This window comes from Micrococcus sp. KT16 (genome assembly GCF_003315015.1).
GTDB classification, from domain to species: domain Bacteria; phylum Actinomycetota; class Actinomycetes; order Actinomycetales; family Micrococcaceae; genus Micrococcus; species Micrococcus luteus.
Genome location: NZ_QNRG01000019.1, coordinates 1 through 13,321 on the forward strand (window position 1 = coordinate 1; position 13,321 = coordinate 13,321).

The 13,321-nt window shown below is 70.1% G+C and carries 14 protein-coding genes; 5 read left to right on the forward strand and 9 right to left on the reverse strand.

The features are described from left to right. Positions 1–447 precede the first annotated feature (447 nt). From DE149_RS10880 to DE149_RS10895, 4 genes are all read right to left on the reverse strand, one after another. On the reverse strand, positions 448–2,079 hold the full coding sequence (locus tag DE149_RS10880) for a DUF6119 family protein (protein WP_158530791.1): 1,632 nt from the start codon (positions 2,077–2,079) through the stop codon (positions 448–450). A gap of 109 nt (positions 2,080–2,188) precedes the next feature. After that, positions 2,189–3,238, reverse strand: a complete 1,050-nt coding sequence (locus DE149_RS10885; protein WP_233263273.1) for an RNA methyltransferase — start codon at positions 3,236–3,238, stop codon at positions 2,189–2,191. A 16-nt stretch (positions 3,239–3,254) separates the two neighbouring features. Continuing rightward, on the reverse strand, positions 3,255–4,100 hold the full coding sequence (locus DE149_RS10890; protein WP_095347720.1) for a sulfite exporter TauE/SafE family protein: 846 nt from the start codon (positions 4,098–4,100) through the stop codon (positions 3,255–3,257). Further along, positions 4,097–4,921, reverse strand: coding sequence for an ABC transporter ATP-binding protein (locus tag DE149_RS10895; protein ID WP_095347721.1), 825 nt, complete (start codon positions 4,919–4,921; stop codon positions 4,097–4,099). Before DE149_RS10895 ends, DE149_RS10890 begins: the two co-directional genes overlap by 4 nt. An 86-nt stretch (positions 4,922–5,007) precedes the next feature. Here DE149_RS10895 and serB point away from each other — a divergent pair, with 86 nt between their 5' ends. Further along, entirely contained in the window at positions 5,008–5,844 is an 837-nt protein-coding gene (serB, locus tag DE149_RS10900) for a phosphoserine phosphatase SerB (RefSeq protein WP_061867251.1), read from the forward strand. A 73-nt stretch (positions 5,845–5,917) separates the two neighbouring features. Here the strand turns inward: serB and DE149_RS10905 are convergent, their stop codons facing one another. Together DE149_RS10905 and DE149_RS10910 are read right to left on the reverse strand one after the other, a co-directional pair. Continuing rightward, entirely contained in the window at positions 5,918–6,676 is a 759-nt protein-coding gene (locus DE149_RS10905) for an SDR family oxidoreductase (protein WP_095347722.1), read from the reverse strand. A 37-nt stretch (positions 6,677–6,713) separates the two neighbouring features. After that, on the reverse strand, positions 6,714–7,460 hold the full coding sequence (locus tag DE149_RS10910) for a beta-ketoacyl-ACP reductase (protein WP_095347723.1): 747 nt from the start codon (positions 7,458–7,460) through the stop codon (positions 6,714–6,716). A gap of 171 nt (positions 7,461–7,631) precedes the next feature. On the opposite strand from DE149_RS10910, the gene DE149_RS10915 reads away from it, so the two are divergent. From DE149_RS10915 to DE149_RS10925, 3 genes are read left to right on the forward strand one after another with little or no spacing between them, the layout of a single operon-like run. After that, complete coding sequence (locus DE149_RS10915; RefSeq protein WP_095347724.1) at positions 7,632–8,099, forward strand: DUF3099 domain-containing protein; 468 nt, start codon at positions 7,632–7,634, stop codon at positions 8,097–8,099. After that, positions 8,096–8,467 carry a hypothetical protein gene (locus DE149_RS10920; RefSeq protein ID WP_095347725.1) on the forward strand — a complete coding sequence of 124 codons (372 nt, stop codon included), beginning with the start codon at positions 8,096–8,098 and terminating at the stop codon, positions 8,465–8,467. The genes DE149_RS10915 and DE149_RS10920 overlap by 4 nt, the downstream gene beginning before the upstream one ends. Further along, complete coding sequence (locus DE149_RS10925) at positions 8,464–9,381, forward strand: SURF1 family protein (RefSeq protein ID WP_095347726.1); 918 nt, start codon at positions 8,464–8,466, stop codon at positions 9,379–9,381. Before DE149_RS10920 ends, DE149_RS10925 begins: the two co-directional genes overlap by 4 nt. Before the next feature lie 30 nt (positions 9,382–9,411). Here DE149_RS10925 and abc-f read toward each other — a convergent pair whose 3' ends face one another. Next, positions 9,412–11,010 carry a ribosomal protection-like ABC-F family protein gene (gene abc-f / locus DE149_RS10930; protein ID WP_113914471.1) on the reverse strand — a complete coding sequence of 533 codons (1,599 nt, stop codon included), beginning with the start codon at positions 11,008–11,010 and terminating at the stop codon, positions 9,412–9,414. A 122-nt stretch (positions 11,011–11,132) separates the two neighbouring features. Between abc-f and DE149_RS10935 the strand changes: the two genes are divergently transcribed. After that, entirely contained in the window at positions 11,133–12,080 is a 948-nt protein-coding gene (locus DE149_RS10935; protein WP_113914472.1) for a neutral zinc metallopeptidase, read from the forward strand. 108 nt (positions 12,081–12,188) lie between these two features. On the opposite strand, the gene DE149_RS10940 is transcribed toward DE149_RS10935, so the two are convergent. Both DE149_RS10940 and sufC read right to left on the reverse strand, forming a co-directional pair. Next, complete coding sequence (locus DE149_RS10940) at positions 12,189–12,515, reverse strand: metal-sulfur cluster assembly factor (RefSeq protein ID WP_002855327.1); 327 nt, start codon at positions 12,513–12,515, stop codon at positions 12,189–12,191. A gap of 1 nt (position 12,516) precedes the next feature. Then, a complete protein-coding gene (sufC, locus tag DE149_RS10945) occupies positions 12,517–13,281 on the reverse strand; it encodes a Fe-S cluster assembly ATPase SufC (protein ID WP_036382715.1) in 765 nt (254 codons plus the stop codon). Between the last annotated feature and the right edge of the window lie 40 nt (positions 13,282–13,321).

Here is a 13,321-nt window from a genome sequence, read left to right on the forward strand (position 1 = left end):
TACCTAACCCCAGCCGAGTACGCTCGGCAGTGCACCCATCAAATGGAAACCGGCGACTCACAGAACGTCCGGACCGAATGAAGGGGGCGGCTCACACCCATCAAATGGAAACCGACGACTCACAGAACGTCCGGACCGAATGAAGGGGGCGGCTCAGTCAAGCCGATGATAACTGGAGGACGGATCCCGAGTATGTCTCGATATGCCCCTTGCTTAACTTCCGGGTTCATCGGTCGGGTCCGGCGCGTCGTACCACGGCATGGGGCTACCAGAGATGCGGAACGGTCTAGAGCGAACGGCACGTCAGGCCGATGGGACCGTGGCACTACACATACTTAGCTAGGAAAGACCGGCTAATTCTTTGGTTCGACACCCCACGACCATCGCGACCGTTTTCACAAGTCGACGAGCCTGAACGTAGATTCCACAACGCCCAAGCGTAATTGACTATTCTTCTGGCAGGTAGTCAATACTTGCGATTCTCACTTCGATACCGCGGGCTTCCAGCTCGTCGAATACTCTGACCAGTGAGACCTTACTAAAGCTGAAGAGGTCGTCCGCTGTAAGTGATTCGCCTATGCGTTTCGAGCGAATGGCGTACACGACCTTTCGTGGTTTCGCGCCAATCAGATCCTCATTGCCGCCGCGCTGCTGGACCCGGCTGCGCAGTTGCTTGCGTGCCTCTTCGTCGTACTGCAGTGCATGGGCGGAGTTGCCGCCTTGGGCGAAGAGGTGACTCAGCGGCGCGGAGGAGGAAGCCGACTTTACGTGCACGTACACATCGTTCGTCGTAATGAGGTCACTCGGCTCGAAGCCCCGCTTATTCTGAGTTGTCTGCACGAGCTTCCGATCCATCAACACCGCGCCGAGCGCCTGCGCAGCCTTACGATTATAAGCCTCCTCGTCATCAGGCGCATACCAAGCTGGCATGGCCACGCCAGCCTGTTTCGCAAAGATGTTCCTAACGTGGTCGTCGAGCTGCTTCGCGTAGTCAAGGTCCATCGCATACCACTGCCCGTTATGCAGGAAGTAGCGACGCCCAGACTCTTCCTTCTCAAAGGCCACCCACTTTCGAAGCGGGATATCACTACTTACGGGCTCCTCGCCCTCCGCGTCACCGAACAGCTGGATTTTAATGGTATCCATGAACGAAATTTCGCGGTCTTTCATCAAGTCGATGATCAGTGCCGCAGTAGGTAGGCCGGCGCGCAGAGCGGTGCCTCCGCCTCGTTTTACTCGGAACGCTTCGGGCGGCTTATTCTCGCTTAGGTGTTCATGGGGCCACGTAACGGCGATCTTAGATACGTCGGGGGACTTCTTTAGCTCGGCTCGAAGGTGCTCTTCCAGCTTGTCATGTAACGAGGTTTTCTTCTTAACCGGTACGAGCTGCTCAAGCACTTGCAGCTCTGCGCGAGGCTTTTGAGAGAGCAGGGCCTCGAGCACCTTAAGATCCGAAACCAGCTCTGTGGGGGTGAGTCCGAGTGGCACCGAGAGGGCGTCCGCCCCTCTCACGCGAAACGGCTTGTCGATGGTAAGACCCTTGATCTCGGCCTTTCCAACGACTCGAGTGACCAGCTCACCGAAACCACCGATGCCGAATCCAGTCAGTCCTGCACCTGCGGGAATGGACGACCGATCGATCTTTGCCCTCTCGTCAAGTACTGTCCGAGTCAGGGAGCTCAGCAGGTCCGGATCAACGGATCTCAGCGCGAGTCTCTGTCCGAACGCGCCGTCGACGTGACTCTGATCCAAAAGCAGCCAACCCATACCCCAACACAATCCCCAGGTAGGCGTATCAGCTTCATCATTCGCGCGAAGCAAGAGAACGCCTGCTGCCGTTGTGTTGGTTGTTTCCACTGTCACGCCAGTGAGTTGGTGGACGCGACTTGCCCACTTCACGGGGCCATCGGCCCCTACATGGCCATATACGAGGAGGGCGTCACGATCCGCCACCTTGCAGGGCTCGGTGACGACGGAGCGTTCATCGCGGTACTTCTTCTTGACAGCATGTTCGAGCTTGGCGGTATGCCTCAATCTGTACAGGGTCGTAGATTGAGCATTCATTTTCCGGCGGGCCATGCTGTCTCCTTCGCGCGCATCTAACAGCCACCAGACTAAGTGAGCTCCACCCGACCATGCCATAAAGGCACGCAGGACGTCGGCTGGATCGGATAGCTGAATCCTTGAACTACTTCGTCGCGTAGAACGTCACCGCTGAGCTCGCCGCAACGTTCAGCGAGTCCACGCCATGCATCATCGGAATCGTCACGCGCCGATCAAGCAGTCTGTCGGTCTGCGGCGTCAGCCCATGCCCCTCACTGCCGAATACTAGTGCGAGATTGTCGTGGTCCTCGGCGACCAACTCATCGAGCGTGATTGCGCCCTCCCCCAGTGTCATGCCCGCCACGACATATCCAGCGTCCTTAAGCACCTGGATGCTGGCAGGCCAGTCATCAACGCGAGTCCACGGCACTTGGAAGACCGTACCCATCGACACACGGACAGACCGCCGGTACAACGGATCAGCACACGTCGGCGTCACCAGGATCGCGTCGACACCCAGTGCCGCAGCTGATCTAAAACATGCCCCAACGTTCGTATGATCCACCAAGCCCTCAAGCACAGCGATCCGCGAGCGGCGCTTCGTACTCGAGACAGAACGATCGTGTCGGCCCCCTGGACTCTCGCCAGGAACTCCCGTCCTACGCCGCTCCTCACCACTGGACACGCGAGAGTTGAGCTCGAACGTATCGTCGACCTCGCTTTTTGCTACCTTGGGCTGCCAAGGTCGGCTGGTATCCGAGGAACGTTCGCCAGCCTGCGGTGGTTTGGAACACTCCACGTTCGTGTGGTCCACGACGTCCTCGGCGATGAGCACGCGCCGGGCGTCCGCGAGGACGTCGGCGAGCGGCCGGGGTGCGGGGCGGTCCATCGCGGCCAGGGCGCCGCGGTGCAGGTGGAACCCGGTGAGGGCCTCGAGCACGTCGTCGGGTCCGGTGAAGACCGGGACGTCCGGATGGGCGGCGAGCACGTCCGCGAAGGACCGGCGGTAGCGGTCCCCCAGCAGGAAGGAGCGCGGGGTGTGTCCGGCGTCCAGCGCGCGGCGGACCACTTGGGATGACTCGGCGAGGAAGACGCCGTGCTCCGCGTCGACGCGACGGCGCAGGGCCGCGTCCGTCATGGTCGTGTAGGGGGCCAGGCGGGGGTCGGCGAGGTCCTCGATCCGCTCCAGGCGCACCTCGCGGGTCCCGCCCTCACCCACCCGAGACCTGCCGCATCACCATGACCACCAGCCCGACCAGGCCCACGATCACGATGGTGACGCGCAGGGCCGTCGGTGAGATGCGCCGGCCGATCCGCGCGCCCACGAGCCCGCCCACGAGCGAGGAGAGCGCGATCAACAGGACGGCCCGCCAATCGATGCGGTCGAAGGCGAAGACCAGGTAGAACGCGGCGGCGGTGAGGTTGACCACCAGCGACAGCCACGTCTTCACCGCGTTGGCGTGCACGAGGGTGCCGCCCACCAGCAGCACGCCGAAGATCGCCATGAGCATGACGCCCTGGGCGGCCACGAAGTAGCCGCCGTAGATGCCGGTCAGGAACACGAGCGTCCACAGCGTCGGGGTCACGGGGCCCACCGGCACGGGAGAGTCCGCGCCGGGGGTCGGCCCCTGGTCCTCCGCCCGACGCCGGACCCACCGCTGGATGCGCGGCTGCAGGACGACAACCGTCAGGGCCACCACGAGCAGCACCGGCGCGACGTAGCCGAACACGGCCGGGGGCAGCGTGGTGAGCAGGGCGGCGCCGATGATCGCGCCGAGCAGGGACGCGACGGTCAGCTTCGGCAGGAGCACCCGGGACTGGGCCAGCTCGCGACGGTAGCCGTACGTGCCGGAGAAGCCCGAGGCCACCAGGCCCATCGCGTTGGAGACCTGCGCCGTCACGGGCGGGAAGCCGACCGCCACGAGCGTGGGGAAGGTGACGAGCGTGCCCGAGCCGATCACGGAGTTGATCGTGCCGGCCCAGAACCCCGCGAGCAGCACGATCAGGACCTGCCACAGCTCCATGCCCAGCAGCTGCGCGGTCAGCAGCCCCGTCACCGGGCCACGGCGGTGTACCGACCGCCGGTGCGGGTCACCTTCAGGTCCGTGCCGAATGCCGCGGAGAGGTGCTCCTCGGTGAGCGTCGACTCGATGGGCCCGGCCGCCACGACGCCGCCGGCCCGCAGCAGCAGCGCATGCGTGAAGCCCGGGGGCACCTCCTCGAGGTGGTGCGTGACGAGGACCAGCGCGGGCGCGTCCTCGTCCGTGGCGAGCGCCGTCAGCTGGCGCACGAGGTCCTCACGCCCGGCGAGGTCCAGGCCCGCGGCGGGCTCGTCCAGCAGGAGCAGCTCGGGGTCGGTCATCAGGGCGCGGGCGATGAGCACGCGCTTGCGCTCGCCCTCGGAGAGGGTGCCGAACGCGCGGTGCGCGAGGCGGGAGAGCCCCCAGGTCGCCACGAGGCCGAGCGCGCGGGCGCGATCCTCCGTCTCGTACCGCTCGCGCCACGTGCCGGTGATCCCGTAGGAGGCGGTGACGACGGCGTCCTGCACGGTCTCGTTCGCGGGCACCTGGGCGGCGAGCTGGGCGGAGGAGAGGCCGATGCGCGGGCGCAGCTCGAACACGTCGACGGCGCCGAGCACCTCGTCCAGCACGCCGACGTCGCCGGCGGTCGGGTGCAGGCGGGCCGCGGCCAGCTGGAGCAGCGTCGACTTGCCCGCGCCGTTCGGGCCCATCACGATCCACCGCTGCCCCGCGCGGACCGTCCAGTCCAGGGGGCCGAGGATGTCGGTGGTGCCGCGGCGCACGCGCACGCGGCGCATCTGCAGCACGGCGTCCTCATCCGGGAGGAACCAGTCGTCGGGAGGCGCGGGGGTGGTCATGGGGGCCAGCCTAGTCCGGCCGGCCGGTGCGTCGCCGATGCGACGCACGCCCGGCCGCGCCCACACCCCCGCCTAGGATGCCGCGCATGAGCACCCTGCGTCGCCTCGTCGTCACCGCCGACCCCGCCCTCCTCGTCACGGACGCGCCCCCGGTCGGCGTGCCGGACGACGCCGAACGGCTCATCGACGACGGCCTGCTGGGCTGGCGCTTCGCCGCGGACGAGTGGGCGGCGGCCCCGGAGCCGAGCTCCGGGTGGGACGTGCTCACGCTGCCGGCGGCGGTCGCCGCCGCGCCGGTGCCCCTCGTGGTGACGGACGTGGACTCCACGCTGATCCGGCAGGAGGTCATCGAGCTGCTCGCCGCCCACGCCGGCCGCGAGGCCGAGGTCGCCGAGGTGACGGAGCGGGCGATGCGCGGTGAGCTCGACTTCGCCGCCTCGCTGCACGCGCGCGTCGAGGCGCTCGCGGGGCTGCCCGTGGGCGTCGTGGCGGATGTGGTGCGGGCCATCCGGCCCACCGACGGAGCCCTCGCGCTGATCGAGGCCGTCACCGCGGCCGGCGGCCGGGTGTGCGCGGTCTCCGGTGGCTTCACCCAGGTGCTCGCCCCGCTGGCCGAGGCGTGGGGCGTGCACGCCTACTGCGCCAACGAGCTCGAGGTGCGGGACGGGCACTTGACCGGGAGGGTGCTCGGCGACGTCGTGGACCGCGCGGCGAAGGCCGCCATGCTGCGCGCCTGGGCCGAGGACGCAGGGCTCACCCCCGAGCAGGCCGTCGGCGTGGGCGACGGCGCCAACGACATCGACCTGCTCGAGGCGGCCGGCTGCGGCGTGGCGCTGTGCGCAAAGCCGATCCTCCGGGAGCACGCGGACGTCGTCGTCGACGTGCCCTCCTTCACCCCCCTGCGGTGGCTCCTGGGTCTCTGAGGCGCCCGCGCCCGGAGGTCACGAGGGCCGGATCCCACGGATCCGGCCCACGTCGTCAGGGGTGTGGTGCGGTTCAGTCCTGCCCGAGGAAGTCCTCGGCGCCGCCCACGAGCTCGGTGTGGCCGACCTCGAGGTCGTCGCGGCCCACGAGGGAGGCGATCTCGGCGGCGAACTCCTCCACCGAGTAGAGCTTTCCGGCGGCCTCGCGGCGGGCCTCGATGGCACCGGGCTCGGCGCGGTCGAGCAGGGTGGCGGTGATGGTGCCCTCGATCATGTCGCCGGAGACCACCACGAAGCCCACGCCCTTCTCGGTGAACGCGGGGATGCGCTCGCGCAGGGCGTCCTCGCCGGCGCGCTTGGAGCGGGCCACGGGCTCGTAGGAGTCCATCGTGGCGACCTCGTCGATGAAGTGCGCCTGGTGGGAGGTCACGAACACGATCTGCCCGCCGGCGCCCATGCGCTCGAGCGCGGCGTCGGCCAGCGCGGCCTGGGCGTCACGGTTGAGCTTCAGGGCGTAGTCCTCGCCGAACTGGGACTCCATGCCGCCCGAGGCGTTGAGCACGAGCACGTCGAGCGAGCCGAAGTGCTCCACGGCAGCGTCCAGCAGCGCGGCCCGGTCCTCGGCGACGGTCACGTCGCCGCCCACGGCCACGGCGCGGCCGCCGGCCTCCTCGATCTTCTGCACCACCTTGTTCGCGCGCGGCGCCTTCTGGCGGTAGTTCACCACGACGCCCGCGCCGCGGGCGGCCAGCAGCTCGGCGGTGGCGGCTCCGATGCCGCGGGAGGAGCCGGTGACGACGACGCCGCGTCCGGCCAGGTCCTGCTCGGTCATGTTCTGTGCTTCCTGTCTGCTCAGCGGTCGGTGGTCGTCAGTGGCCCATGCCCAGGCCGCCGTCCACGGGGATCACGGCCCCGGAGATGTACGCGGCCTCGTCCGAGGCCAGCCAGCGCACGACGTCGGCCACCTCCTCCGGGGCGGCGAAGCGGCCGGCCGGGATGGACTTCTTGTATTGGGCCTTGAGCTCGTCGTCGAGGGACTGCGTCATCTCGGTGTCGATGTAGCCGGGGGCCACGACGTTCGCGGTCACGCCGCGCGCGCCGAGCTCGCGCGTGATCGAGCGGGCCATCCCGACGAGGCCGGACTTGGAGGCGGCGTAGTTGACCTGGCCGGGCGAGCCGAGCAGGCCCACCACGGAGGAGACCAGGACGATGCGACCGCGCTTCAGGCGCATCATGCCCTTGGTGGCACGCTGCACCACGCGGAAGGCGCCGGTGAGGTTGGTGTCGATCACCGAGGTGAAGTCGTCCTCGGACATGCGCAGCAGCAGCTGGTCGCGGGTGATGCCCGCGTTGGCCACGAGCACCTCGACCGGGCCGTGGGCCTCCTCGACCTCGCGGAAGGCCGCGTCCACGGAGGCCGCGTCCGTCACGTCGGCCCGGACCGCGAGGACCCCCTCCGGCCCCTCCCCAGAGCGGGAGGTGATGGCCACCCGGTCGCCGTTCGCGGCGAACGCCCGGGCGATGGCCAGGCCGATGCCGCGATTGCCCCCCGTGACGAGGACGCTGCGGCCGGCGGCCTGCGCGTCCGCTGCGGGCGTGGTGGTCTGATCGGCCATGGGAACACCTTCCGGACGGGACGGGACTAGACTGGAGCACCGGCGCGGCGCCGTCGACGCCGTCCTGCGGGACGCCGCCGAGGGCGGGCGCGCCGGCATGTGAACCACCACTCTACGTCCGCGGCCGCGCGGGGGCCCTCCGCAGGGCGCGACGTGCCAGGAGGATGCGCCATGACCAGCTCCGCCGCCGGCTCCCGAGCCGGCCGTCCCGCCCGCGCCGGGCGCGGGGCGACACCGGAGGTCCAGGGGGTCACCACCGCCGCCGCCGGCCGCAGCGCGGACCGGGAGGCGCGCATGAGGGTCTACCTGGTCCAGATGCTGGTCCGCACCGCCTGCTTCGTCGCCGCGCTCTTCGCCCACGGCTGGTGGCAGCTCGGGTTCATCCTCGGCGCGGTCGTGCTGCCCTACGTCGCCGTCGTGCGCGTGAACAACACCGGCCCCCAGCAGGCCGGCACCCTGCGGGCCGTGCCCGCCCAGGGACCGGCCCTGGCGCCCCGCCCCGACGACACGGCGGCGCCCGAGCCGGTCGTGCTCACCGGCGACCTCGTGGACGACCCGCGCGACCGTGCGCCCCGGGCGCTGGGCCGAGGGTCCTCGTCCGCCGGCGGTCCCGGCCTGCCCGGACGGGGCGCCGCGTGATCGGCGCGGTCCCGGGCGAGCCGGGCATGGACCTGCTGGGCGCCCTCGCGTCCGGCCGCCTCGACCCCGCCGCCGGTGCCTCCACCGCCCGATCCCCGCACGCCGCCGCGGACGGGCCCGAGCGGCCGGTCTGCTCGCGTCGCGGCTGCACCGCGGAGGCCGCCTGGGCCCTGGAATGGAACAACCCGCGCGTCCACGCCCCGGACCGGGTGAAGACCTGGCTGGCCTGCGCGGACCATCGGTCCTTCCTGGACGACTTCCTGAGCGCCCGCGGCTTCCTGCGGCGCTCCCGCCCGCTCGACCCGCCCGCCACGGAGGCGCCCGAGGTCGACACGCCCGAGACCCCGCAGGAGCCCCCGCGCCCATGAGCACCCCCGCCCCCATGACGGCCCCGACCGCCCGCGACGCCCAACGCCTGCCTCCCCTGCGCTTCGGCTTCCTCGCCACCGGCCCGTGGATCCTCGGCTTCGTGGTGTGCGTCCTCTTCGCCTTCCTGTGCCACGCGCTCGCCCAGTGGCAGTGGGACCGCCGCGTGGAGGTCCAGCACCGCGTCAACCGCGTCCTGGAGAACTACGACGACGACCCGGTCCCGTTCGCCGCGGCCTCCCGGCTGTTCACCGCGTTCCAGACCGAGGATGAGTGGACCCCCGTGACACTGACCGGCGAGTACCTCGTCGACGAGACGCTCATCGTCCGCAACCGTCCCCGCGCCGGCCAGCCCGGCTACGAGGTGCTCGTGCCGTTCCGGACGGACGAGGGCCCCGTCGTCGTGGTGGACCGCGGCTGGCTCCCGGTGGGCAACAGCCCGGGTCGTCCGGACGCCGTGCCGACCCCGCCCGCCGGCCACGCCGAGGTCGTGGTGCGGGTCAAGCCCGGGGAGCCGGCCCTGGACCGCGACGCCCCGGACGGTCAGGTGCCCTCGATCGACCTCGCCGAGATCGCCGACACCGTGGGCGGGCCCGTGGCCGGAACTGCCTACGGGATCATGGTCACGGAGGACCCGGCGGTGGAGCCGATGCCGCAGAAGCTCGTCGAGCCCACCCTCGACGAGGGCCCGCACCTGTCCTACGCGATCCAGTGGTACCTGTTCGCGGCCATGGGCTTCGGGGTGTGGGGGTACTCCGCGTGGATGCGCGCCCGCAACGACCGGGCCGACGCCCTCGACGACGCCGCGGACGAGGGGCTGCTCTCCGCGCACCGGGTCCCCCGCGCCAAGCCGGCCCGGCGGCGGCGCGACGGGCGGCTCACGGACGAGGAGGCCGAGGACGCGCTCTTCGACTGAGCCCGCCCTCCGCCTCGGCGGCCCGCGCACTCAGGCGAGGGTGATGAGGTCCCTGTAGTCGTCGTTCCAGAGGTCCTCGACCCCGTCCGGCAGCAGCACCACGCGCTCGGGGTCGAGCGCCTCGACGGCGCCCTCGTCGTGGGTCACGAGCACCACGGCGCCCTCGTACTGCTGCAGCGCGTTCAGGATCTCCTCGCGGCTGGCGGGGTCGAGGTTGTTCGTGGGCTCGTCCAGCAGCAGCACGTTCGCGCTCGAGGCCACGAGCGTGGCCAGCGCCAGGCGGGTCTTCTCGCCACCGGAGAGGACGCGGGCGGGCTTGTCGACGTCGTCGCCCTGGAAGAGGAACGATCCGAGCAGCGTGCGCGCCTGGGTGTCGCCGAGCTGCGGGGCGGCGTGGCGCATGTTGTCCAGGACCGACGCGTCCTGGTCCAGGGTGTCGTGCTCCTGGGCGAAGTAGCCCAGCTTGAGCCCGTGGCCCGCCTGGACCTCGCCGGTGTCCGGGGTCTCCTCCCCGGCAAGCATGCGCAGCAGCGTCGTCTTGCCGGCGCCGTTGTAGCCCAGGATCACCACGCGCGAGCCGCGGTCGATCGCCAGGTCCACTCCCGTGAAGATCTCGAGCGAGCCGTAGGACTTGGAGAGGTTCTCGGCGCGCAGCGGCGTCTTGCCGGAGGCCTGCGGGGTGGGGAAGCGGATCGCGGCCACGCGGTCGACCGCGCGCTCGCCCTCGACGCCGCGCATGAGCCGCTCGGCGCGCTTGATCATGTTCTGCGCGGCGGTGGCCTTGGTCGCCTTGGCACGCATCTTCTCGGCCTGGGCCATGAGGGCCGAGGCCTTCTTCTCCGCGTTGGCGAACTCCCGGCGGCGGCGCGCCTCGTCCTGCTGGCGCTGGGCGAGGTAGTTCTTCCACGTCATGTTGTAGACGTCCATGGTCTGCCGGTTCGCGTCCAGGTAGAGGACCTTGTTCACGGTCATCTCCATGAGCTCCACGTCGTGCGAGATCATCAGGAGGCCGCCGGAGTAGGTCTTCAGGTAGTCGCGCAGCCACACGATCGAGTCGTGGTCGAGGTGGTTGGTGGGCTCGTCCAGCAGCAGGATGTCCGCGTCGGAGAAGAGGATGCGGGCGAGCTCCACGCGGCGGCGCTGGCCGCCGGAGAGGGTGTGCAGCGGCTGGTCCAGGACGCGGTCCGGCAGGCCGAGGTTGGACGTGATCCGGGCGGCCTCGGACTCGGCCGCGTAGCCGCCGCGGGCCTCGAACTCCGCCTCCAGACGGGAGTAGCGGTTCATCGCCCGCTCCCGCTCGGCGTCGTCGACGGCGGCCATGCCGGCCTCGGCCTCCCGCATGCGGCGGATCGTCTGGTCCAGGTCGCGGGCGGAGAGGATGCGGTCGCGGCCGGACTGGTCCATGTCCTCGACCTTGGGGTCCTGGGGCAGGTAGCCGATGCGCCCGGTCCGGGTCACCGTGCCCGCCGTGGGCTGCCCGCCGCCGGCCAACACCTTGGTCAGCGTCGTCTTGCCGGCGCCGTTGCGCCCCACGAGGCCGACCTTGTCCCCCTTGTCCACGCGGAAGTTCACCTCGTCCATGAGGAGACGGGCGCCCACGCGCAGTTCGACATCGGTGACGGTCAGCATGGGGGTGTCAGACTCCAGGGGTCGAGGGAAGAACAGGGGTGCATCGGCAGGTCCCGGCCGATCTCGACGGGCGGGGGCCAGCGCGGTGCCGGGCCAGTCTAGTCCGTCTACACTCTGGCCCCATGAGCTTCAACGAGAACGTGCAGATCGACGCCGGCCGGGCCCGATCGGGCGGTGGCGGCGGGCTGGGGGGCCGGGGCATCGCCATCGGCGGTGGCGGCGGCCTGCTCGCGGTGCTGCTCGCGATCTTCGCCCCCGGGCTGGCCGAGCAGCTCGGGATCGACACGGGTGGCGGGTCCGTCGGCCAGAGCCAGTACCAGCAGCAGACGGGCTCGGGCGGCCAGAGCCAGCCCCTCTCGGACGAGGAGTGCGCCAGCGGTGCGGACGCCAACCAGAACACCGACTGCCGCGTCGTCGCGACCACCGAGGCCGCGGACGAGTTCTGGGGCGAGTACCTCGCGCAGTTCTCGGACATCCAGTGGCGCCAGCCACAGCTCACCCTGTTCCAGGGCGGCGTGAGCACCGGCTGCGGCAGCGCCTCCTCGGCCACGGGCCCGTTCTACTGCCCGGCGGACGAGTCCATGTACTTCGACACCGCGTTCTTCGAGACGCTGCAGACCGACTTCGGCGCCGAGGGCGGACCGCTGGCGGAGGAGTACATCGTGGCGCACGAGTACGGCCACCATGTCCAGCAGGTCACCGGCTACCTGCAGCACTCCAGGGACGGGACCACCGGCCCGACCTCCGGCGCCGTGCGCGCGGAGCTGCAGGCCGACTGCTTCGCCGGCATGTGGGCCGGGCACGCCGCCTCCACCGTGGACCCCGAGTCCGGCGCGCCGTTCCTGAAGCCGATCTCGCAGGACCAGCTGCGCCAGGCCATCGACGCGGCCTCCGCCGTGGGCGATGACCGCATCCAGTCCACCCACACCGGCCGGGTGGACCCCGAGGCGTTCACGCACGGCACCTCGGAGCAGCGCATGGCCTGGTTCATGCGCGGCTACCAGAGCTCCCAGCAGGAGCCCGACATCCGCCAGTGCGACACGTTCCGGGCCTCCTCCCTGGACATCTGAGCCGGGAGCGCCGGGGCGCCTGCCGGCCCGTCCGCGCTCCCCCACCACGACGGCGGCCCGTCACCTTCGCGCAGAAGGTGACGGGCCGCCGTCGTGGTCCGGGCCGGATCAGATGTTGAAGCCGAGGGCGCGCATCTGGTCGCGGCCGTCCTCGGTGATCCGCTCGGGGCCCCACGGGGGCATCCAGACCCAGTTCAGCCGCCACTCGTCCACCATGGTGCCGATGGCGCGGGAGACCTGGTCCTCGATCTCGTCCGTGAGCGGGCAGGCCGCGGTGGTCAGGGTCATGTCCACGAGCAGCGCGCCGTCGTCGGCGTAGTGCAGCCCGTAGAGCAGGCCCAGGTCCACGACGTTGACGCCCAGCTCCGGGTCGATCACGTCCTTGAGGGCCTCACGGATGTCCTCCGTGGGCGCCTGGTTCGTGGTCTCCGTCATCTCAGGCCCCCGCCGCGGCCTTCTCGAAGCGGGCGTAGCCCTCGGCCTCGAGCTGCTCGGCGAGCTCCGGGCCGCCGGACTCGGCGACGCGGCCGTCCACCAGCACGTGCACGTGGTCCGGCTTGATGTAGTTGAGGATCCGCGTGTAGTGGGTGATCAGCAGGGTGCCCATCTCGTTCTTCGCCTGGGCGCGGTTGACGCCCTCGGAGACGATGCGCAGCGCGTCGACGTCGAGGCCGGAGTCGGTCTCGTCGAGGATCGCGAACGTGGGCTTGAACAGCTCGAGCTGGAGGATCTCGGCGCGCTTCTTCTCGCCGCCGGAGAAGCCCTCGTTGACGTTGCGGTTCATGAACGCCGGGTCGATCTGCAGGGCCTCGAAGGCGCCCTTGACGTCCTTGGTCCAGGTGCGCAGCGAGGGGGCCTGGCCGTCGAGCGCGGTCTTCGCGGTGCGCAGGAAGTTGGTCATGGTGACGCCCGGGATCTCCACGGGGTACTGCATGGCCAGGAAGAGGCCGGCCTGGGCGCGCTCGTCGACGCCCATCTCCAGGACGTCCTCGCCGTCGAGGGTGATGGAGCCGGAGGTGACCTCGTAGCGCGGGTGGCCGGCGATGGTCGAGGCCAGGGTGGACTTGCCGGAGCCGTTCGGGCCCATGATCGCGTGGGTCTCGCCCGTCTCGATGGTCAGGGAGAGGCCCTTCAGGATCTCCTTGGGGCCGTTCTCGGTCTCGATCTGCACGTGCAGGTCGGTGATCTGCAGGGTTGCCATGGTGGTTCTCCTCGGGTGGAAGGCGGTGGGGTCTGCGGGG

What these genes read in the sequence shown, in the direction of transcription:
- DE149_RS10880 (WP_158530791.1), bottom strand. Translation starts at nt 2,079, where the DNA reads ATGGCCCGCCGGAAAATGAATGCTCAATCTACGACCCTGTACAGATTG.
- DE149_RS10895 (WP_095347721.1), bottom strand. Translation starts at nt 4,921, where the DNA reads ATGACCACCCCCGCGCCTCCCGACGACTGGTTCCTCCCGGATGAGGAC.
- serB (WP_061867251.1), top strand. Translation starts at nt 5,008, where the DNA reads ATGAGCACCCTGCGTCGCCTCGTCGTCACCGCCGACCCCGCCCTCCTC.
- DE149_RS10905 (WP_095347722.1), bottom strand. Translation starts at nt 6,676, where the DNA reads ATGACCGAGCAGGACCTGGCCGGACGCGGCGTCGTCGTCACCGGCTCC.
- DE149_RS10910 (WP_095347723.1), bottom strand. Translation starts at nt 7,460, where the DNA reads ATGGCCGATCAGACCACCACGCCCGCAGCGGACGCGCAGGCCGCCGGC.
- DE149_RS10915 (WP_095347724.1), top strand. Translation starts at nt 7,632, where the DNA reads ATGACCAGCTCCGCCGCCGGCTCCCGAGCCGGCCGTCCCGCCCGCGCC.
- DE149_RS10925 (WP_095347726.1), top strand. Translation starts at nt 8,464, where the DNA reads ATGAGCACCCCCGCCCCCATGACGGCCCCGACCGCCCGCGACGCCCAA.
- abc-f (WP_113914471.1), bottom strand. Translation starts at nt 11,010, where the DNA reads ATGCTGACCGTCACCGATGTCGAACTGCGCGTGGGCGCCCGTCTCCTC.
- DE149_RS10935 (WP_113914472.1), top strand. Translation starts at nt 11,133, where the DNA reads ATGAGCTTCAACGAGAACGTGCAGATCGACGCCGGCCGGGCCCGATCG.
- DE149_RS10940 (WP_002855327.1), bottom strand. Translation starts at nt 12,515, where the DNA reads ATGACGGAGACCACGAACCAGGCGCCCACGGAGGACATCCGTGAGGCC.
- sufC (WP_036382715.1), bottom strand. Translation starts at nt 13,281, where the DNA reads ATGGCAACCCTGCAGATCACCGACCTGCACGTGCAGATCGAGACCGAG.